This is a genomic window from Paenibacillus sp. H1-7 (genome assembly GCF_022354825.1).
In the GTDB taxonomy this organism is placed as follows: domain Bacteria; phylum Bacillota; class Bacilli; order Paenibacillales; family NBRC-103111; genus Paenibacillus_S.
In genome coordinates, this window is sequence record NZ_CP031168.1 from 3,717,959 (window position 1) to 3,736,872 (window position 18,914).

Genomic DNA, 18,914 nt, shown 5'->3' on the forward strand with positions numbered 1-18,914 from the left:
TCTAGTGTAAATTAGAAATAGACATAAATAACCCTTTATCAAGGGGAGGTTCGGGACTCCATGCTGCAGGAAACACTAGCCGGAAACAGCTGGATTGTAGAGGGGTCCATTATCAAATCCTCTTCGAATGGAATCATGGTTACGATAAGCAAGCGATTCGCACCCTTATGGAAATTACCGATAAGTATGAAGAGAAGCGAATTATTATGAAGCGTAATGAAGAGATTTAGCGCTACGTAGACGAATTTCAAGCGAGGCTGGTGCCGGTGAGTTGAAGTGATTATGCCCGCATCCCCAAGCAGCAGGGGCAGACTATTCCTGCTGCGGATAGGCTGCCTTAAGCGCCTCGACGGATTCATACGACTCCGTTTCAAAGACGAACTTGGCCGGTGCTTTCTCCGTCTTGTTCTTCACAATGTGGCCGTAGTATTTGCCATTCTTGGCGAAGACGAACATCGTTTTATCCGGCTCGTCTCTTAAAATGTACTTTTCAATCATGGACAACAACCTCCGGTTTGATCACTTCGGTGATGTAACGGCTTAGCCGTCGGCCGACCTCCGCTTTCACCGCTTCTTTTCTTATTGTAAATCGCCCGCTCTGCCCGCGCAATAGATACGGATAATGCACGCTGTCGTGATCCCGGGTTTCTACGGAATCGATCACACAAATGTTAAGCTCTTTAAGCTGCAGCCTGACGGCATTCAAGTCCTCACGCATCCGGTTCATCACGATTTCGGCCGCCGAAGCGTACAAGTTTCTCAGCATTGCGGTGGATGTCTCCATCTCCAGCCGGTTCTTGTTCACAATCGATATGACGATGGGCAGCAGGATGTAGTCGCTGATCAAATTCATTTCTTTCTCGGTTGCGTTCATGGGAATCACCTCAACACTTATTATATGCGAACGCACGTTCTTTATTCAATATGCAAAAAGGAAGCAGATTATAAGGCGATTGAATCTATATGATTTGCACAAACGGAGTGTCTGTGCGCGAGCCCGAAATGCCGAGTTCGGGAACTAGGCGGTTTTCGACATGGCAATTTAATCCATGTATTGAAATAACATCATCCATTTCAACGGCGATCCTTACTGTGATATTCTGATATTTGATGGATAATCTTGCTTACGTAAATACGGAAGGGATGAGCTGCTTGGAACAAGTGCCGAGAGCACGAATGCGAAGAATGGAATTTGAACGGGACCCGGATAAAAACGGAATGTATTATTTTAAAATTTATATGTGGCTCCTGACTTATCTCAAGCCGTACAAATGGCAAATGCTTCTGTTTATTGTGTGCGGATTGTTGATATCGCTTTCACAAATGAGTATTTTCCGGGTACTGCAGCACATCATTGACGATATTGTCATGGCAGGCAACGCTGAGAAATTCAAGCTGATTATAGGCGGTCTGGTGCTGATCCTATTATGTATGTTCGCCGCAATGGCTGCCAACAACCTGCTGTCGCGGCTCATTCGGGAGAAAGCTTCGCGCGATCTCCAATTCGACTGTATCAAGCAGCTGCGCCGGCTCAGCTTCTCGTATTACGAGAGCCACGCGGTAGGAGAGACGCTGTCGCTGCTGAACAGCGATGTGCAGGCGGTGCAGAGCATTTACCAGCGGCATTTTCCAAGTCTCATCAATAATGCGCTGCTGCTGTTCGTTGCTTTAGGCTTCGTGCTGCACATGAATGCGGCGCTTACGCTCGCCACGCTGCCCTGTTTTTTGCTGTATTACTTGGTCGGGCCGTTTCTGACGAAAAAAACGTCCTTTTGGGGCAAAATCGCCAGAGACCGCAGAACGGATTGGAACCGTAAAATTTACGAGAGCATTACCGGCATAACGGAAATGCGGGCGTACCGGAGCGAATCGTGGGACCTCGAACGGTTTCAGCAAAAGCACGAGAGCTACAACGAGAGCCAGAAGATGCAGTTTGTGTACCGCGGACTGCGGGCACTGGCCCGTCAGCTGTCTTCGTTTGCCGGGATGATGGTCATGTTCGTGTACGGAGCGTACTTGAACCGGATAGGCTCGCTGACCGTCGGCGAGTTCGTTGCGTTCACAATGTATTACCAAATGCTGAGCCGTCAATCGTCGCAGCTGGTCTCTATTTTTATGGATCAAAGCTTGCTGCTGCACCAAGGGGAGAAGCTGAAGGATTTCATGGGTCTCGAGCCGGATGTGAAGGAGGCTGCGCAGCCCAAAGTATTGCCGCGCATTCACGGAAATGTCAGCTTCCGCGGTGTCCGGTTCGGCTATAACGACCGGCAGATTTTGACCAACTTTACGCTGGAGATTCAAGCGGGTGAACGAGTTGCTTTTGTCGGCACCAGCGGCAACGGCAAGTCTACCTTGTTAAAGCTGATAGACCGGTTTTACGACCCCAACGCGGGAGAAATACGTCTCGACGGCGTACCGCTGAAGGAGATGTCGCTGGATCAGCTGAGGGATGGGATCGGCATTGTGTTTCAGGAGACGTACCTGTTCGGTACGACCATTATGGAAAATATCCGCTTCGGCAATCCCGAAGCTACGGAAGCCGAGGTGCATGAAGCAGCCAAAGCGGCGAACGCGCACGACTTCATTACGGCGCTGCCGAACGGATACGATACCAATGTTGGGGAACGCGGCGTGAAGCTGTCAGGGGGGCAGCGCCAGCGCATCGCAATAGCACGGATGTTCATCAAAAATCCGCGTATCGTCCTGCTGGATGAGGCTACCTCCGCACTCGACAACGTCAGCGAACGCGAGGTGCTGAACGCTCTTGAGCATCTAATGAATGGACGTACGACCATAACGGTTGCCCATCGTTTATCTACCGTTCGCGATTATGACCGGATCGTTGTATTGAAGGACGGAAAGGTGGCGGAGGTCGGCAGCTATGACGAGCTCATTGCAGGCCGCGGCTGGCTGTATGAATTGGAAACGGACCGTATCGCTCACGGATAGAAGGAAGGAATAGGCAGATGGAGACAATCCGATGGATATGGGGCTATGCGGTCAAGGCGCGCTGGGGCATTCTGCTCAGCATGCTGGTGCTGGTCCTCTCGCAGTCCGCGCAAATTATGGCGCAGGGCTCGCAAAAGTTTTTGATCGACGATGTACTCGTCGGCAAGCATTACGACAAGCTGAGCTGGGTGCTGCTGTACTTCACTTTTACCTATACATCATCATATGTGCTGACATGGTGGGGCAGATATTTGACAAGAATGAACGGGCTTGTGCTTCATAAACAAATCGGCAGCAGCTTGATGTCTGTCATCCAGCGGACCCCGGTCAGCTCGATTCAAGACAGCAGGACGGCCAAATGGGTGCAGTATTTTACAAGCGACCTGCAGAACGTATCTACATTCGTCGCCGAAGAATTGCCCCGTGGCCTTCAACAGGTTGCGGGTACGGCGCTTCTCATGATCATCATCGGCTGGAACAGCCCGATTGTACTGGCTATTGTTGCTGTGTTCAGCGCATTGTATATCGGAATCGGCCGCTATTACGCCCCGATCATGAGGCAGCAAACAAAGGAAATGCAGGAGAAGCGCGGCGATTTGCTTACCAAAATTGAGGAAGGCATCTCCTCGACGCGGGAAGTTATCGCCTATAACCGGATGACGTGGGAGGAGAAACTGTTCCGCGGCTCCTTTAATCTTTTCTTCGATAAGGTCATGCAGAACGGCAAGCTGTCGAATACCCAGCTTCTCTTGAGCAACAGCGTCCAATGGATCGGAAGGATGAGCGTGCTCATCTTCGGCGGTTATTCGGTAATCAAAGGAGATGTCTCGATCGGGTTGTTCGTCATCGTATATCAATATTCGAACCAGTTATTTACCAATTTTCAGACAGTATTCGATTTTGTTATGAACATGTCCGGAAAGCTGGCCTTTGTCGACCGCGTCAAAGGGATTTTCGATCAAGAGAAAATGAATGACGGCACCGTGCCGATGCAGTCCAAGATTCGCAGCCTGGAATTCGATGAGGTCACCTTCAGCTATCCGGGAACGGACCGGATCATTCTGGACAAGATGAATTTAGCGTTTCCTTTCGGGGAGAAAATTGCCATTGTCGGTTCCAGCGGAGGCGGCAAATCTACCGTTACCCAGCTTTTATTAAGGTTCTTCGAGCCTAGCGGCGGTTCGATCCGCGTCAACGGCATTCCGCTCTCCGATATACAAATGGCTGATTGGATGGGCAAAGTGGCCGTCGTATTCCAGGAGCCGTTTATGCTGCCGGATACGGTCCGCAACAATTTGCTGCTTGGGCGGGAAGGGATTACCGAGAGTCAAATGATCGAGGCTTGCCGCGCTGCGCAAATTCACGATTTTATCATGTCGCTGGATCAGGGGTACGATACGATAGTCGGTGAACGCGGTTATACGTTATCCGGCGGCCAGAGGCAGCGGGTAGCCATAGCCAGAGCGGTTATGGGCGACCCGGAAATTCTCATTTTGGACGAAGCGACATCGGCGCTGGATATGGAAACGGAGCAGAAGCTGCAAAAAAATCTCGATGAGCTGCGAGCAGGGAAGACGACGTTAATCATCGCCCACAGGCTGTCGACAATCCGCAACGCCGATCTGATAATGGTCATTCAGTCCGGCAAAGTGGTCGAGCAAGGGACGCATTACGAATTGATGGCCAAAGGAGATGTATACCGCAGGCTTGTATCGACGATGAGCGATGCATATACCGAATCAACGATGGAAGCGTAGCAGGATTGGAGATCCGGACATTCACATGAAGTGGATGACCCGGATTTTTTGCGCTTAGAGGTGCCCAGGTTTATATGAACATTATCATATGATTTTATAATAGATAACCGTTGCATCGAGGCTGCCGTCAGCAGATTGTGCATAACAAGGGATTCGGCCGGCTTGTTCATATCCTAGCGATGTATACAGGCGATTGGAAGGATCCCCCTCTCTTGTATCCAGAACCAGCAGCGACCTGTTCTCCTGCTTGCCCCGCTCCTCAGCGGCCTGCATAAGCAATCGACCGATACCGTTGCGGCGAAACGAAGGGCGGGTCATCAATTTGGCGATTTCGGCCCGATGAGTTCCGTTCGGTTTCGTACACAGATGAAGCTGAACGCTCCCAACGACCCGTTGATTTATCGCTGCGACAAATAGTACGGCATCAGGATTTACTACGTGATCCCAGTAATGCTCTGCATCCGCGACTGATAACGGAGGCAGAAATCCGATCGAAGCCCCATCTTGTACCACCTCGATCAGAAGCTCTGTAAGCTCGTTTCTGTGAGGGCTAATGGAATGGATTTGTTTTATTGAGAGATTGTCTGACATTTTTTCATCCCCTCCAGCTGGGTTGTTAATAATCACAATTTTTCCGCTATAGTGAAATCGTATCGAAAAATGTACTATTTGTATAACGAATTTTACAAATGCTAATAATTAATAAATCGAATCATTGAGGTGTGCAAAGTGGATTTATCTCATTTGGAAGCTTATTTGGCCGTGTGCAAGTACCGTAATTTTACAAAAGCCTCGGAGCATTTGCATATTTCCCAATCCGCTGTAACAGCCAGAATTAAAGGGCTGGAGAGTGAAATAGGCAAGGTTTTGCTGCTTCGCGACAACCGGAATGTAAGCTTGACTCCGGCTGGAACAGCGTTTCTTCCATACGCCGAGAGGATGCTGAGGCTGTTTGAAGAAAGCAAAGTGACGTTATCGGAGGAGCTGGAGCACTATATCATTTTGAGCGGACCGGGAGCTGTCTGGCATTTTCGTTATTTGGAGCAAATCCTCTCGTTCCGGAGGAACCGTCCGAAGGTAGCGGTCAAGTTTCTAAGCTATATCGATTCAAGCTATATGATTAGAGATCTTTTGCTGGATGGCCTGGTACATGTTGCGATTCGCAATGACGCTCCGTCCCACCCGAAAGTCTCGGCACAATGTCTGTTTGAGGATGAATATGTTCTTGTTTCGGCCAAGCCAAGAGGTTTGATCGTCAGCAGGGCCGATTTTTATTCCCCGGAGTATTGTCATATTGAATGGGGGGCGGCGTTCCAGGAATGGTTTGCCCAAATGGTTGGCGCGGGATATGTTCCACCCTTACAAACGGATCATTCCATGATCCTGCTTACGATGCTTTTAAAGGGGGCGGGGTTCGGGTTTTTGCCGCGGTCCGTGGCACAGCCCTACTTGGATAAGGAGGAGCTGGTCGAGCTGCCATGTGAATACAAGGCGCCGGTCACTGCATATTATGCTCATTACTTGACGGAGCAGCGTGATCATATCAGCGTCAAGCTGGGATTGCAATTGTTAGGCGTATAGTAAGATTTCATTTAGATGGACAGCGCACTATTTGCGAAAAAAGCAATCTGAAAGAAATTCGGCTCCTTTCTATGTGTTAAGATGAAATCAACCAAATTCACGAAAAGGTGGCTAATCGATGAAAGCTAACATTTCCAAAGGAACTCTCTGGACGTCACGTATCATGAGCGGAATTGTCATTTTGTTTATGCTGTTTGATAGTATCATGAAGCTGGTCAAACCGGCGCCGGTAGTAGAAGGTACGTTGGTACTTGGATTTGCGGAGCATCATATTGCGGTTATTGGAATTTTGGGGCTTATATCGACTATTTTGTATGCGATCCCTCGCACATCGTTCTTGGGAGCTCTGCTGTTAACCGGCTATTTCGGCGGAGTTATTGCTACGCACGTACGTATGGATGCACCGTTGTTTACTCATGTGTTGTTTCCGGTGTATATCGCCATATTGGCTTGGGGCGGCATATGGTTAAGGGACGGAAGAGTGCGCAGCCTCTTTCCTATACAAAGCAGAGAGCTGGACAGATGAAGAAAGTACATAGCTAAGATAAGCAGAGGACTGCTCGGGTAACCGGGCGGTCTTCTTACGGTAAATCCGAAGATGGAGGGCATGTATGGACATTACGCAAGCAAGAAACGGGGACTCAGGCGGCAAGACCAAAGTGATAGTCACCGGAGCAACGGGAATGGTAGGGGAGGGCGTGGTGCATGAATGCTTGATGCATCCGGATATTGAACAAGTGTTAGTTATAAACCGCAAGCCGTGCGGAATCGTCCATGGCAAATTGAGGGAGATTATCCATGCCGATTTTTTCGATTTATCCCCGATCGAATCGCAGCTGGCAGGCCACGATGCCTGTTATTTTTGCCTCGGTGTTTCTTCTGTTGGGATGAAAGAAGAAGAATATTACCGGATGACCTATGAGCTGACCCTGCATGCAGCAGGCATGTTATGCAAGCTGAATCCCGGCATGGTATTTTGTTATGTTTCCGGGAGCGGGACCGACAGCTCGGAGAAGGGGAGAAGCATGTGGGCAAGGGTGAAAGGAAAGACGGAGAACGAGCTGCTGCAGCTGCCGTTCAAAAAAGCTTATATGTTCCGGCCGGGTTACATCCATCCGACAAAAGGATTGAAGCATACTCACGGGTATTATTATGCTCTGTCCTGGCTGTATCCGATTGTGAAGCTTCTTGTTCCGCAAGGGGTGATAACGTTAAAAGAGCTAGGGATAGCGATGATTCATACGGTTACTAAAGGATATGAGAAATCCATTTTATACAGCAAGGATATTAAAATCCTGGCCGAACGATAGTGACCGATCTAGGTGCGGAAAACTCAACAAGTGCTCGCAGCCGGTACGGAACGAAAGGAAGCCGGGCGGCAGCATAGTGAAAAGCGTTCTGACAACAAGTCAGGCGCTTTTTTTTGCCTGGACCACAATAAAAATTTCTAAATGTAAAATTATTTTCTTGATATAAAATATTGACTCGTGCTACACTGTTTCCATAATCTCTCAAACCCAATATATGGAACAAGGCAGGTGACCCGTACTCTTGTCAGCTCAGCTGCGCATTGGTGTAGTAGGCGTCTATCATGAAACGAATACATTCGCACCTGGAGTAACGCAATGGGAGGACTTTCTCGATGGTTTCACCGTAGGGAAAGAGGCTTTTCTGGAAGCATTCCGGCATACCCGCACAACCATGGGAGGCGTTATCGAGGCTGCGGATCAACGGAGCGTTCTGCTTGAGCCCGGGATTTATGCGTCGGCAACTCCAAGCGGAATCGTGTCGGCAGAGGCGGCACAGCGCCTGATGGAACAGATAGCAGCCTCTGTAAAGACAGGGCTCGATGGATTGGTTGTCATCCTGCATGGAGCGATGGTATCCGAGCAGCACTCCGATATGGAAGTGGCCTTGCTGGAGACTATCCGTTCCGTTGTCGGCAAGGAAATGCCCATCGCGGTGACGGTAGATCTGCATGCCAATTTGGGAGAGCAAATGCCCGAATTATGCAACCTGCTGGTAGGGTACGATACCTACCCTCATATCGATGCTTATGAACGCGGATTGGAAGCGGTCGATCTGTTGATACGTCACATTCGAGGAGAGATTCATCCGACCATCGCTATCGCACGGCCGAACATGCTGGTTGTTCCGCAAACGATGATCACTACAGAAGGCGTCATGAAGAGGATCATGGAGACGGCCTTTGAGATCGAAAACGATCCTGAAGTGCTCAATGTAACCGTATGCGGCGGGTTTCCGTATAGCGACGTCCCTTGTGCAGGGATGGCCTTTGTTGTGACAACCAATCGGAATGAACAATTGGCATTAAGCTATGCCGATAGTCTGGCTCAGCTTGCATGGTCACTCCGTGATGAATTTGTGACGAAACAGCTCTCGTTGGAGCAGGCGATGAAGGAAGCACTCGATGCCAAGGAAGGGCCAGTCATTCTGGTTGAGGGATCCGATAATGTCGGAGGAGGAGCTCCGGCGGACGGCACGCATATACTGCCCGCCCTGCTGAAGTTCCCCAAACCAAGTCTCATTATGCTTCGGGATCCTGAAGCGGTTGCGGCTGCGGTCCGAGTCGGCGTAGGAGCCAGGATGAAATGCAAGGTCGGCGGGAAAAGCGATCGTCTTCATGGAGAACCCGTTCCTGTCGAGGGAAGGGTACGGCTGCTTTCCGACGGCCGGTACACGCATCGAGGGCCATACATGAAGGGGCAGGCAGCCAATATGGGCACGACAGCTGTCATCGAAGCAGGGGAAGTAACGATCATTTTGACGGAACAGCGAGTTCCGCCTTGGGATATCGGTCATGCGGCGTCCCTCGGATTGGACCCGGCATCCTTTCACATCATTGTAGTAAAATCCGCTATCGCATGGATTAGTGCGTACGGACCGGTCGCCAAACAAGTCATTCCGGTGGATACGCCCGGATGCTGCACCGTCTCGCTCGATCATCTTGTTTATCGAAATTTGCATCTACCGATCCATCCATTCATGTCCTTAGAAAAGGAGCATGCCCAGTGACACGATACGAACAATCTGCAGCAAAATTACAGGAAGCCGAGACTTATTTGGCCGGGGGAGTGGCAAGCAGTCTTCGAGCATCGATGAAGCCGACTCCCCTTTATGTCCAGCATGCTTATGGAGCTAGACTTCGTGATGTCGATCAGAATGAGTATATCGATTATATGCTGGCCTATGGGCCGTTAATCCTAGGGCATGCCCATCCTGCGTTCAATGAACGTATGAACCAAGCTCTGCAGCGGGGGAGCACGTACGGAATGCAGCATGAAGGAGAGATTGAGCTCGCACGGCGGCTTACGGAAGTACTGCCATGTGCGGACCAGGTCGCTTTCAGCGGATCCGGCACGGAAGCGGTGATGCTGGCGCTTCGTCTGGCACGCGCTTATACAGGCAAATCCAAAATCGTCCGATTCAGCGGTCATTATCATGGCTGGTCGGATGCGATTTTCACTTCATTTCCGAGTCCGGATTTTATCGCTTCAGGGGGCTTGGGAGACGACAATACGGACATTGCACCTGGAACCGGAGGTCAAAGCAGGAATAGCTTGCAAGACATCCTTCTCATCCCGTGGAACGATCCCATTGCGCTGGAGGAAACGTTAACGAAGCATCATGATGAAATTGCAGCGGTCATCACCGAGCCAGTGATGTGCAATTCCGGCTGCATTGCGCCGAGGACGGGGTATATGGAGCGAATGAGGGAGCTGACGGCCCGGTTCGGCATTGTGCTGATATGGGATGAAGTCATAACCGGCTTCCGGTTAGGATTAGGCGGCGCTCACGGACGATTCGGCATTACGCCGGATCTGGTGACTATCGGTAAAGCTTTGGGGGGCGGGATTCCATTAAGTGCCGTTGCCGGCAAACAAGACATTATGCGTCTTATTGCAAGTGGTAAGGTTATGCATCTCGGGACTTTAAACGGAAACGGTCTGTCTACGGCCGCTGGTATCGCAGTCATCGAGGAGCTGGCGAAGGGAAATGGGCAGGCATTTGTTCACATGGAGAATACTGCAAGCTTGCTGGCCAAGGAAATGCGCTCGCTCTTCAAACGACAAGGAATCCCGGCGGTTATTAACCAGCTGGGTCCCGTGTTCCACCTCATGTTTATTGATCGGCCGGAAGTCGCGGACTTCGATACGTTCAATCAGCGCGATACCGGTTTGTATGCTCGATTCGCCGAAGAAATGCTGAAAGAGGGGATTCTGGTTCGACCCAACGGGCTTTGGTATGTATCCACGGCTCACGGCGAGGACGAAGTGAAAGAGACGCTCGTTGCCGTGGAGAAGGTTATGAAGCGAATAGGGCAATAACGTTTGACGTGCGGGAAAAGAGGTGAACGAGCTTGTTCTTTGTCAGCAGCAGATTAACGGCTCCTCACATGTTCACAACCGGTATTGAAGGTCCAGCCTGTGATGCAATGGGAAATCTGTATGCCGTGAACTTCTCAACCAAGCATACGATCGGCAAAGTCACACCGGACGGAGAGGGAAGCCTGTTCCTCCAGCTGCCGGAAGGGGCTACCGGGAATGCCATTCGCTTCAGCAGGTCCGGCACTATGTATATAGCCGATTATACGGGTCACCGTATTCTGAAAGCGGATATGACCACGAAGGAAGTATCGGTATTCGTCCATGAACCTGCGATGAATCAACCGAATGACCTGGCTGTAACGTGGAAGGAAACCTGGTTTGCAAGCGACCCGAATTGGAAGCAGGGAGACGGGCAGCTGTGGAGAATCGACCGGAATGGCCGGTGTGTGCTGCTTGAAGCCGGGATGGGAACGACGAACGGCATTGAAGTGAGCAGTGACGAGCGGACATTGTATGTGAACGAAACGGTTCAACGGAGGATATGGAAGTACGATTTGTCTGAACGGGATGAAATAAGCAACAAGCGGCTGTTCTACGAGTTTGCCGATTATGGCTTAGACGGGATGCGCTGTGATATGACCGGAAATCTTTACGTCACCAGGTATGGAAAGGGAACGATTGCCGTTCTGTCTCCGGATGGCCTATTGGTCAGGGAGGTTGCCTTGACCGGCAAATTATGCACGAACGTCACATTCGGAGGCGCTGATGGATGCACATGCTATGTTACCGTTGCCGATACGGGAGCGATTGAAAGCTTCCGCACGGATATTCCGGGGCGCTGCTGGGCTTTGTGGAAACAAGATAATGGAAACAAGATAAAATGAAGGAGTGACTCCAGATGCATCAAAGTAAACAACCTGTTGCGACGCAAGAGGCAAGTACAATGCCGTTTTCTTCCGCCATAGCGGCGGGAGGCTTCCTATTCGTTTCCGGTCAAGGAGGGTTGGACCCTGATACCGGCCGGGTGGTGGGTCCGGATTTACAAGCGCAAACAATACAGACGCTGGCTAACATTGAGCGTATTTTGCAAGAGGCGGGCGCTTCGCTGCAGGATATAGTCAAAGTGAACGTATATTTGAAAGAAAGAGCGCTCTACGATGAATTCAATCAGGTGTACAGAACTTATTTCTCTTATCCATTTCCGGCAAGGACAGCCGTATACAGCGATTTAAATTATGATATATTGGTAGAGATTGACGCTATCGCCATTTTACCCAAAGGATAAACAAAACGATAAGGATGATACTGACATGACGACATCAAGCTATACATACCGCTGCGAGCGGGTACAATCAGGACTGGATTCTGCTAATTGGGAGTCATTGCCGAAGGTGGAGCTGGCAGACTCCCCGACAGGAGAACGAGCGGCTCTCCGTACTGTCGTACAGTGCTGCCGGGATAGCATCGCCTTGTATTTTCGATTCGAATGTCAAGACGATTTCGTGATTTCTTCTTATACCGAGAGGGATGAACCGCTTTACGAGCAGGATGTCGTGGAAATTTTCATAGACGAAACGGGAAATGGAACCCGATATATGGAAATCGAGCTCAGTCCGAACAATGTCATATTCGATGCCATCGTGACTAACCATAACTTCACGAAACCAGGCGGACGGTTAGAGGTGGATACTTCGTGGGACATGGAGGGCTTGCAGACTTCGGTGACCCGGGACGATAATGGAGCCTTTCACTATCAGATCGTGATGCCCTTGGATCAATTTGCTTCCGTACCTGCAGAAGGGGATAGCTGGAGGATCAACTTTTACCGGATTGATCAGGAGGTTTCGGGAGTAAGACACTACTCTGCCTGGTCTCCGACTTATAATCCTTCGTTCCATGCAGCCGAAAGGTTCGGTACTTTACTATTTGTATAAAGGAAGGAAAAGGGATGACAACGGACAAAACGAATCCAACGGTCAAATCGGCCGATCGTGTTCTGGACATCTTTGAATTGTTTGCCGAAGCCGATGTCAGGGAGCTAAGCTTAATGGACATTTCCCGCCGTCTGGAGCTTCCGACAAGCAGCTTGTTCAAAATACTGCAAAATCTGGTTCACAGAGGCTATTTGGAGAAGGATGAGCATGGCAAAATGTTTCGCCTTGGCTACAAAATTTTTCAGATCGGAGCGAAATATGCCCAGCATACCAACTTGACTGCCGAGTTCCAGTATGTCGCTCAACAAATCGTTGCAGAAGTGAATGAAGCGGTGTATTTGTCGATCCGGAGCGGGCGAAATATATTGTACATTGCGGAGAGACAAAGCACGCACCCGGTACGCTTCGTATCCCACTTAGGGATGCAGCTTCCGCTACATACAACGGCTATGGGGAAGCTGTTCTTAAGCTCATTGAGCGACGAGAAATTGGCAGAGCTGTATCAGGAGGAGGAGGAGCTGGGGCTTCTTACCGATACAACCATTTCCGAGTGGGATGTGCTGAAGAAGCAGCTGGATGAAATTCGTCGAACCGGCGTTTCATTCAGCAACGGGGAAGCGGTTCAAGGCGTTCGCTGCGCAGCTGCTCCCATAGTCAATGCCAATCAAGAAATGATTGCCGCAATGAGCATTTCCATTCCACTAACGCGATGGAAGGAAGAGACTTGGAACCAGATGACGGAGCTGGTTGTTCAAGGCGCGAAGAAGCTGAGCTGGGTTCACTTTTACCAGCCTGATGAATCGATGAGGACGTGAGAGAGCTAAAAGCAGCGGTCCCAGTCTCTCTCCTGACCTTGGCGGACCGTTTAGCTGTCGGTGAATTGCTTTCTAAGCTCAAGCGGAGTAAAGCCATTCATTTCCTTAAACACCTTATCAAAATAATTGACATTACAAAACCCGGTTAAATCTGCAATTTGCGTAATCGACAAGTCTTGCTGGATCAGCAGACGCTTAGCCATATCGACCCTGTATCGATTGATGTAGTTCGTCGGAGTTACACCCGTGACCTTTTTGAAAAAACGCGTGAAATGGAAGGGGCTCATATTCACAAGGGACCCTAGGGTGTCGGTATATATTTTTTCAGCATAGTTGGACTCTATGTAGTCGAGAGCCGGCTTCAAACGCAGATATTGAGCGGAATGCTTGCTTACGTCTTTGGATAGGCACTGTTCTTGCTGAAAGCTTCGTAGAAGAGGAATCATTATCCGGAACAGGGAAGATATAATAAGGTGCTCGCTGCCGATATCTTGATTCGTGTATTCGCTGAATGCGGAAACAAAATGGGCGTGAAGCTCGTTCCAAAGCGGATGTGAGGGCACGAAAGGCTCCAGGATCGGAGCGGAATGAAGGAAACGGGAATATACATGCTGCGTCTCAGATAGGTCGAAAGAGCTTGCCAATAAAGACATGTCGAATATCATGCCGTGGATCGTACTGCTTGTCCCATGCAAGGAGTGCATCGAATGAATTTTGCAGCTGTTAACAAAAATAATGGCCGGTGCGCAGATGACAAACGTTCGGTTGTCAATATGCAGCTGAGCTTCACCATCGACAAGATGAATGAATTCAAGGTGCTCGTGCCAATGCGGTCTGACCAGATGAGAGCAGCTTACGACTTCCGTCATCCTCAATGGGAAGCGCTTACCTTCGAAAGGCTCAATCTTCTTCACAGCATCCATGCAGCCACCCGCCTTAAGGTTCTTTTGAAGATTAGTATACCATAGCTTGCTGCAGCCGTAACGAGAAAAGAGCAAAATCATGCAACGAAAGCGCAGATTGTTCTATAGAAGACGTGCTCCGAATTGCGCATAATGATATCAATAAAAGCAATTCATAAGGGGAGAGAGTCCGTTGACGAGCTTGACGCCATTGCATGTTCAATCACATTTACCTGATATTTGGAAGGAAGGGGCATTATTCGCCTTCTCCGGTTATGACGGACCGACGGATTCGAGCTCCGGATTCGTAGCTTCACTAGGAGCGACGGGGTACAGCTTGTTATTCCATACACCCCAGCGGAGATTGCTGTCGTTTGAAGTTCCTCAGTCTGGTAACGTAAGGATTTGCACGGGAGACGTGCTCCTGACCGAATTGGAGGAAGGAAGCTTACTGGCTGTGTATTCCAGCTGGCATACGCTCATAGGAACTGCGCCATCGGCAGTCCTTATACAATTAAGCTTCGAGCAGAGCGATGGCGGTGAATCGTGGCGGGAAGACAATCTTATTATTACAAAATCGAAGAACGGGCAGGATGCGGTGGTGCTTGTTCGGGATAAGGAACGTTGGTCGCTGGCTTTCGGACGGCAGGTCGAAGAGGCATCAAAGCGGGCATTGGAAGGGTTGGAGCTGGATGCTGCGAAGACAGCGGAAGATAGGCTGCGGTTTTACCGGAATGTTCCTACAATTGCCGATTCAACGAAACAGCAGCTGCTAAACAAATGCTTCAGCGTTATGAAAGTGAATACGCTCTCTCCCGAGGGCGTTATTCAACAGCGATGGTCGACTCCGGACCGCGTTCCCCATCAAGCTATGTGGCTGTGGGATTCCGTATTTCATACGATAGCCATGAATAAGCTGGATCCTCTGTTATCCTGGGATTTTCTAAAATCCGTACTGGATACACAGCTGGAGAGCGGAATGATCCCTCATATGACCAGAGTCGACGGTACGTGCTCGAGCATAACTCAGCCTCCGCTGCTTGCCTGGGGCGTATGGGAAAATTACCTTCACACTAAGCGCCTAGCTCACCTGCAATATGCGCTTCCTGTCCTGGAACGGTATCTTACCTGGGACTTGACGAATAGAGACCGGAATGGCAACGGGCTGTTGGAGTGGATGATCGAAGGCAATCCACTGTGCCGCTCCGGAGAATCCGGAATGGATAATTCCCCAAGGTTTGATCGCGCCGCCACGCTGGACGCAGTCGATTTCTCCGTATTCGCCGCTCACGAGGCTGAATGTATCTCATTAATAGCTGATGTGCTCGGGGAAGAAGAGAAAGCGGGGTATTGGAGGAAGAAGGCTTCCTATCTGAATGAACAGATCCAGTTGCTGCTCTGGGACGAACATGAAGGCTTCTATTTCGATAGAGAGATGGACGGCAGCAGCTCTCGGGTGAGAGCGGTGAGCGGGTTGCTGCCGCTGCTGCTTAAGCCGCTGCCGCAAGAGCGGACGGAGCGGTTAATCAGCCATTTGCGGGATCCACGGCATTTTCTGACGAAGTACCCTGTCCCGACGACAGCCCTATCGGAACCGACCTATGGAACGGACATGTGGAGAGGGCCGGTATGGATCAATATGAATTATCTTGTGTACATGGGATTGATTAAGCAGGGTAGAGTGGAAGAGGCGAACGAGCTGGCCGCCACGACAATCGAAATGGTCCAAAGCAATTACGAGCAGTTCGGCGTTATCTTCGAATATTACGATTCTTCCGGTCAAGTTCCGCCTCCAGCCTGCGATAGAAAAGGTCCTACGTCAGGGATCTATGACATCAGACGGAAAATGGATGTGGTTCGCGATTTTCACTGGTCCGCCTCGCTGACCGCCTGCTTGTTGATGGAGACCGATCAAGGTTAAAACTGCCTTCATGGGAGGATGACAATGTTGCAGCTGCACAATAAAGTAATTCATATTACAGGATCGTTAGGCAAGCTCGGATTGTCGGCGGTTAAACTGTTTGCAGAACGGGGAGCCGTTGTCATTGCAAGCGATCTGGCTGATCCGGAGGGCGCTGCTCTGAAGCTTGGCAAAGTGCTGGATGAGAAAGTATGGCAAGAGCAAGTTATGTATTTGCAGCTGGACGCACGAGACGAATCCCAAATCCGGTTGGGGATGCAAGCAATTCAGGATCGTTGGGGGCGATTGGACGGATTGTACCACAACGCCTATACCCAAATCTATAAACCGGCACTGGAGCTATCCTTAGAGGAATGGAACCAGGTGATACTCGGCACGCTGACCAGCACCTTTCTGATGAATAAATATTCGCTCCCGCTCATGATTGAGACTGGTGGCGGTGCTATCCTCAACACATCGTCCGTCTTAAGCCAGATGGTAAAACCGGCCTGTCTGGCGTATGGCGCAGCCAAAGCGGGCGTCAATCAAATGACTCGCGTCATTGCTTCCGATTACGCAGACAAAGGGATCCGAGCCAATGTGCTGCTGCCGGGCGACATTAAGACGCAGGAGGCGCTTGCCGCCATGCCGCTTTCCTTTCGCGAAGCGGTAGCCGAGCAGACGCCGCTTGGACGGTCGGGGACACCGGAGGAAGTATCGGAGCTGGCAGCCTTTCTGCTGTCCGACGGTGCTTCGTATGTTACCGGAGCTTTGGTAGCTGTAGACGGGGGGTTCTCGCTATGAACGACGACTTCTTGTTCCACCGTAAGACCCGGGAAGTATTAAATCGCCATGCAGCGGAAGGCTATGCCGTGGTTGTCCCGCTTGCCGCTACCGAACAGCACGGTCCCTATCTTCCGGTGTTTACCGACAGTATCATTGGCAATCATATTGCGCTGGAAGCCTGCAGGAAGGCGTCGAGCACTATGAAGCTGCTGCTGGCACCAACGCTGACTATAGGATGCTCGCAGCACCATTTGGCCTTCGGCGGTACATTATCGTTCACCTCGTCTACCTATCTTGCGATGTTGAATGATATCGGCGAAAGCTTGGTGAGAGGAGGCTTCCGGAAAATCATCTTTCTGAACGCTCACGGGGGCAACGAGCCATTAATGCATCAGGCCGCACAGGATTTGGCCGTGAAGCATGACATCTGGACTGCGTCTTCCTCTTATTGGAGCCTATCGAGAACGGCTCTTAACGAGCAGAACGCCCAGGATATGGGGATGGTCCCGGGTCATGCGGGAGGATTCGAAGCTTCGCTCGTCGCAGCCCTTGAACCGGATTGGATCGAAGCCCCCGATCGGGCAGCACAACCGTTGCATCCGCAGCGTTCATGGATTAACGCGGGGCCAGCAGGCTCCTTTGTAGGAAAGCATGGACAGCTGACGGGAGCGGACGGGTATACGGATGGTTACACTCATGCCGATGCCGTAAAGGGTGCTGAATGCTTGCAATCCATTATACAATCGACGGCAAGCTGGCTCGAACAAGTGGTTAATTGGATGAATGAAAGGATGGAAGTCGAAGGATGAGCGGACCGGCACGACGCAAACAAGTGGCTGCAATCGTAACCGAATACCGTTCCGATTCCCATGCAGAAGTAATCCTTGGCAGGCTGCTGGGCCAATTCGGGTATCATCCGCAAATCGACGTAGCGTCCTTGTACCTGGATCAGGTTCCGGCTAACGATATGGGGTTGGCTGAAGCACAGGCACATGGCGTTGCCGTCTGCACAACGATCGAAGAAGCTATTGCCATCGAGCGAAACGGCAGTTCGATCGACGGGATCCTTTTGATCGGTGAGCATGGGGACTATCCGTGGAATGAGAAGCGTCAGAAGCTGTATCCGCGACGCCGTTTCTTTGAAGAAGCTTTCAAGGCGATGGATAAACTAGGGTTGGCAGTGCCTATATTCAACGACAAGCATTTGTCTTATCGAATGGATGACGCACAGTGGATTTACGGTGAGCTGAAGAAGCGAGGATTGCCGTTTCTAGGCGGATCCTCTATACCTCTTACGCCTCAAGTGCCGGACTACCCAACCGGCAAGTTAAATAAGGTACAGGAGATTTTCGTAATCAGCTGGCTTGGTCTCGAATCTTATGGCTTTCATGGGATGGAAGTGCTGCAGTCACTTGCCGAGCAAAGAGAGGGCGGCGAGCAGGGGATCGTTTCCGTTCAGGCTTTGGAGGGGCGTTCCGTCTGGGCTGCGATGGATCAAGGTAAGGTTCCTGAGGATTTGATGCTCCAAGCGTTACAAATGACCAGTGAGGAAATTCCAGGCCATCCGAGAGACCATGTCGACGTCCCCACGCTGTTCATGGTGGAATATCGCGATGGAGTGAAGGGTTACGTTCTCCAGCTGCAGCGTTTTGTAAAAGAGTGGGTGTATGCCTTCCGCGGAGGGGACGGGGAAATTACAGCCTCACGCTGCAGCAGCGAGCCGGGACGTCCTTACATACATTTCGCCGAGCTGACGAGACGAATCGAGCAGATGGTCATGACAGGGCAATCAACGGTTTGTGCTGAACGGACTTTTCTCACCACCGGAATGATCAATATGAGCATGGAATCGCTGCATCTCGGCAAAAAGCTGGCAACTCCCGAGCTCAGCACGATCCGCTACTCTCCTGCAGCAGCTGCAAAAGCTCAATTATAGCAGGG

The 18,914-nt window shown here is 50.6% G+C and carries 19 protein-coding genes; 15 read left to right on the top strand and 4 right to left on the bottom strand.

The features are described from left to right. Window positions 1-312: 312 nt before the first annotated feature. Window positions 313-498 (bottom strand): hypothetical protein, encoded by a 186-nt coding sequence (locus DVH26_RS16600; RefSeq protein ID WP_239634880.1) that lies wholly within the window; start codon window positions 496-498, stop codon window positions 313-315. Next, a complete protein-coding gene (locus DVH26_RS16605; RefSeq protein WP_239634881.1) occupies window positions 491-874 on the bottom strand; it encodes a YhjD family protein in 384 nt (127 codons plus the stop codon). The genes DVH26_RS16600 and DVH26_RS16605 overlap by 8 nt, the downstream gene beginning before the upstream one ends. A gap of 287 nt (window positions 875-1,161) precedes the next feature. On the opposite strand from DVH26_RS16605, the gene DVH26_RS16610 reads away from it, so the two are divergent. Together DVH26_RS16610 and DVH26_RS16615 are read left to right on the top strand one after the other, a co-directional pair. Then, complete coding sequence (locus tag DVH26_RS16610) at window positions 1,162-2,949, top strand: ABC transporter ATP-binding protein (RefSeq protein WP_239635396.1); 1,788 nt, start codon at window positions 1,162-1,164, stop codon at window positions 2,947-2,949. 17 nt (window positions 2,950-2,966) lie between these two features. After that, complete coding sequence (locus DVH26_RS16615; protein WP_239634882.1) at window positions 2,967-4,706, top strand: ABC transporter ATP-binding protein; 1,740 nt, start codon at window positions 2,967-2,969, stop codon at window positions 4,704-4,706. Window positions 4,707-4,790: 84 nt separating this feature from the next. Here the strand turns inward: DVH26_RS16615 and DVH26_RS16620 are convergent, their stop codons facing one another. After that, window positions 4,791-5,297, bottom strand: a complete 507-nt coding sequence (locus DVH26_RS16620) for a GNAT family N-acetyltransferase (RefSeq protein WP_239634883.1) — start codon at window positions 5,295-5,297, stop codon at window positions 4,791-4,793. Window positions 5,298-5,435: 138 nt separating this feature from the next. Here DVH26_RS16620 and DVH26_RS16625 point away from each other — a divergent pair, with 138 nt between their 5' ends. The 9 genes from DVH26_RS16625 (at window position 5,436) to DVH26_RS16665 (ending at window position 13,385) form a co-directional block, all read left to right on the top strand. After that, complete coding sequence (locus DVH26_RS16625) at window positions 5,436-6,287, top strand: LysR family transcriptional regulator (RefSeq protein ID WP_239634884.1); 852 nt, start codon at window positions 5,436-5,438, stop codon at window positions 6,285-6,287. Between the two features lie 118 nt (window positions 6,288-6,405). Continuing rightward, window positions 6,406-6,813: a DoxX family protein gene (locus DVH26_RS16630; protein WP_239634885.1), complete on the top strand. Its 408-nt coding sequence runs from the start codon at window positions 6,406-6,408 to the stop codon at window positions 6,811-6,813. Between the two features lie 85 nt (window positions 6,814-6,898). Next, window positions 6,899-7,597 (top strand): NAD-dependent epimerase/dehydratase family protein, encoded by a 699-nt coding sequence (locus DVH26_RS16635; RefSeq protein ID WP_239634886.1) that lies wholly within the window; start codon window positions 6,899-6,901, stop codon window positions 7,595-7,597. Between the two features lie 241 nt (window positions 7,598-7,838). Further along, window positions 7,839-9,323 carry a M81 family metallopeptidase gene (locus tag DVH26_RS16640; RefSeq protein ID WP_239634887.1) on the top strand — a complete coding sequence of 495 codons (1,485 nt, stop codon included), beginning with the start codon at window positions 7,839-7,841 and terminating at the stop codon, window positions 9,321-9,323. Continuing rightward, complete coding sequence (locus DVH26_RS16645) at window positions 9,320-10,636, top strand: aspartate aminotransferase family protein (protein ID WP_239634888.1); 1,317 nt, start codon at window positions 9,320-9,322, stop codon at window positions 10,634-10,636. The genes DVH26_RS16640 and DVH26_RS16645 overlap by 4 nt, the downstream gene beginning before the upstream one ends. Before the next feature lie 68 nt (window positions 10,637-10,704). Next, window positions 10,705-11,520, top strand: coding sequence for an SMP-30/gluconolactonase/LRE family protein (locus DVH26_RS16650; protein WP_239635397.1), 816 nt, complete (start codon window positions 10,705-10,707; stop codon window positions 11,518-11,520). Window positions 11,521-11,534: 14 nt separating this feature from the next. After that, a complete protein-coding gene (locus DVH26_RS16655; protein ID WP_239634889.1) occupies window positions 11,535-11,921 on the top strand; it encodes a RidA family protein in 387 nt (128 codons plus the stop codon). 25 nt (window positions 11,922-11,946) lie between these two features. Further along, window positions 11,947-12,570: a carbohydrate-binding family 9-like protein gene (locus DVH26_RS16660; RefSeq protein ID WP_239634890.1), complete on the top strand. Its 624-nt coding sequence runs from the start codon at window positions 11,947-11,949 to the stop codon at window positions 12,568-12,570. A gap of 14 nt (window positions 12,571-12,584) precedes the next feature. Beyond that, window positions 12,585-13,385, top strand: coding sequence for an IclR family transcriptional regulator (locus DVH26_RS16665; RefSeq protein ID WP_239634891.1), 801 nt, complete (start codon window positions 12,585-12,587; stop codon window positions 13,383-13,385). Between the two features lie 50 nt (window positions 13,386-13,435). Here DVH26_RS16665 and DVH26_RS16670 read toward each other — a convergent pair whose 3' ends face one another. Next, on the bottom strand, window positions 13,436-14,308 hold the full coding sequence (locus tag DVH26_RS16670; RefSeq protein ID WP_239634892.1) for a helix-turn-helix domain-containing protein: 873 nt from the start codon (window positions 14,306-14,308) through the stop codon (window positions 13,436-13,438). A 172-nt stretch (window positions 14,309-14,480) separates the two neighbouring features. Here DVH26_RS16670 and DVH26_RS16675 point away from each other — a divergent pair, with 172 nt between their 5' ends. Genes DVH26_RS16675 through DVH26_RS16690 form a run of 4 tightly spaced genes read left to right on the top strand, consistent with a single transcriptional unit; the run spans window position 14,481 to window position 18,909 of the window. Then, a complete protein-coding gene (locus DVH26_RS16675) occupies window positions 14,481-16,208 on the top strand; it encodes an amylo-alpha-1,6-glucosidase (RefSeq protein ID WP_239634893.1) in 1,728 nt (575 codons plus the stop codon). 24 nt (window positions 16,209-16,232) lie between these two features. Next, window positions 16,233-16,991 carry an SDR family NAD(P)-dependent oxidoreductase gene (locus tag DVH26_RS16680; RefSeq protein ID WP_239634894.1) on the top strand — a complete coding sequence of 253 codons (759 nt, stop codon included), beginning with the start codon at window positions 16,233-16,235 and terminating at the stop codon, window positions 16,989-16,991. Then, window positions 16,988-17,782: a creatininase family protein gene (locus DVH26_RS16685; protein ID WP_239634895.1), complete on the top strand. Its 795-nt coding sequence runs from the start codon at window positions 16,988-16,990 to the stop codon at window positions 17,780-17,782. The genes DVH26_RS16680 and DVH26_RS16685 overlap by 4 nt, the downstream gene beginning before the upstream one ends. Then, window positions 17,779-18,909 (top strand): hypothetical protein, encoded by a 1,131-nt coding sequence (locus DVH26_RS16690; protein ID WP_239634896.1) that lies wholly within the window; start codon window positions 17,779-17,781, stop codon window positions 18,907-18,909. The genes DVH26_RS16685 and DVH26_RS16690 overlap by 4 nt, the downstream gene beginning before the upstream one ends. The last annotated feature ends 5 nt before the right edge of the window (window positions 18,910-18,914 follow it).

Bases quoted from the DNA above. Each gene is read 5' to 3' on its own strand.
- DVH26_RS16600 (WP_239634880.1), bottom strand. From the start codon at position 498: ATGATTGAAAAGTACATTTTAAGAGACGAGCCGGATAAAACGATGTTC.
- DVH26_RS16605 (WP_239634881.1), bottom strand. From the start codon at position 874: ATGAACGCAACCGAGAAAGAAATGAATTTGATCAGCGACTACATCCTG.
- DVH26_RS16615 (WP_239634882.1), top strand. From the start codon at position 2,967: ATGGAGACAATCCGATGGATATGGGGCTATGCGGTCAAGGCGCGCTGG.
- DVH26_RS16620 (WP_239634883.1), bottom strand. From the start codon at position 5,297: ATGTCAGACAATCTCTCAATAAAACAAATCCATTCCATTAGCCCTCAC.
- DVH26_RS16630 (WP_239634885.1), top strand. From the start codon at position 6,406: ATGAAAGCTAACATTTCCAAAGGAACTCTCTGGACGTCACGTATCATG.
- DVH26_RS16635 (WP_239634886.1), top strand. From the start codon at position 6,899: ATGGACATTACGCAAGCAAGAAACGGGGACTCAGGCGGCAAGACCAAA.
- DVH26_RS16650 (WP_239635397.1), top strand. From the start codon at position 10,705: ATGTTCACAACCGGTATTGAAGGTCCAGCCTGTGATGCAATGGGAAAT.
- DVH26_RS16655 (WP_239634889.1), top strand. From the start codon at position 11,535: ATGCATCAAAGTAAACAACCTGTTGCGACGCAAGAGGCAAGTACAATG.
- DVH26_RS16660 (WP_239634890.1), top strand. From the start codon at position 11,947: ATGACGACATCAAGCTATACATACCGCTGCGAGCGGGTACAATCAGGA.
- DVH26_RS16665 (WP_239634891.1), top strand. From the start codon at position 12,585: ATGACAACGGACAAAACGAATCCAACGGTCAAATCGGCCGATCGTGTT.
- DVH26_RS16670 (WP_239634892.1), bottom strand. From the start codon at position 14,308: ATGGATGCTGTGAAGAAGATTGAGCCTTTCGAAGGTAAGCGCTTCCCA.
- DVH26_RS16680 (WP_239634894.1), top strand. From the start codon at position 16,233: ATGTTGCAGCTGCACAATAAAGTAATTCATATTACAGGATCGTTAGGC.
- DVH26_RS16685 (WP_239634895.1), top strand. From the start codon at position 16,988: ATGAACGACGACTTCTTGTTCCACCGTAAGACCCGGGAAGTATTAAAT.
- DVH26_RS16690 (WP_239634896.1), top strand. From the start codon at position 17,779: ATGAGCGGACCGGCACGACGCAAACAAGTGGCTGCAATCGTAACCGAA.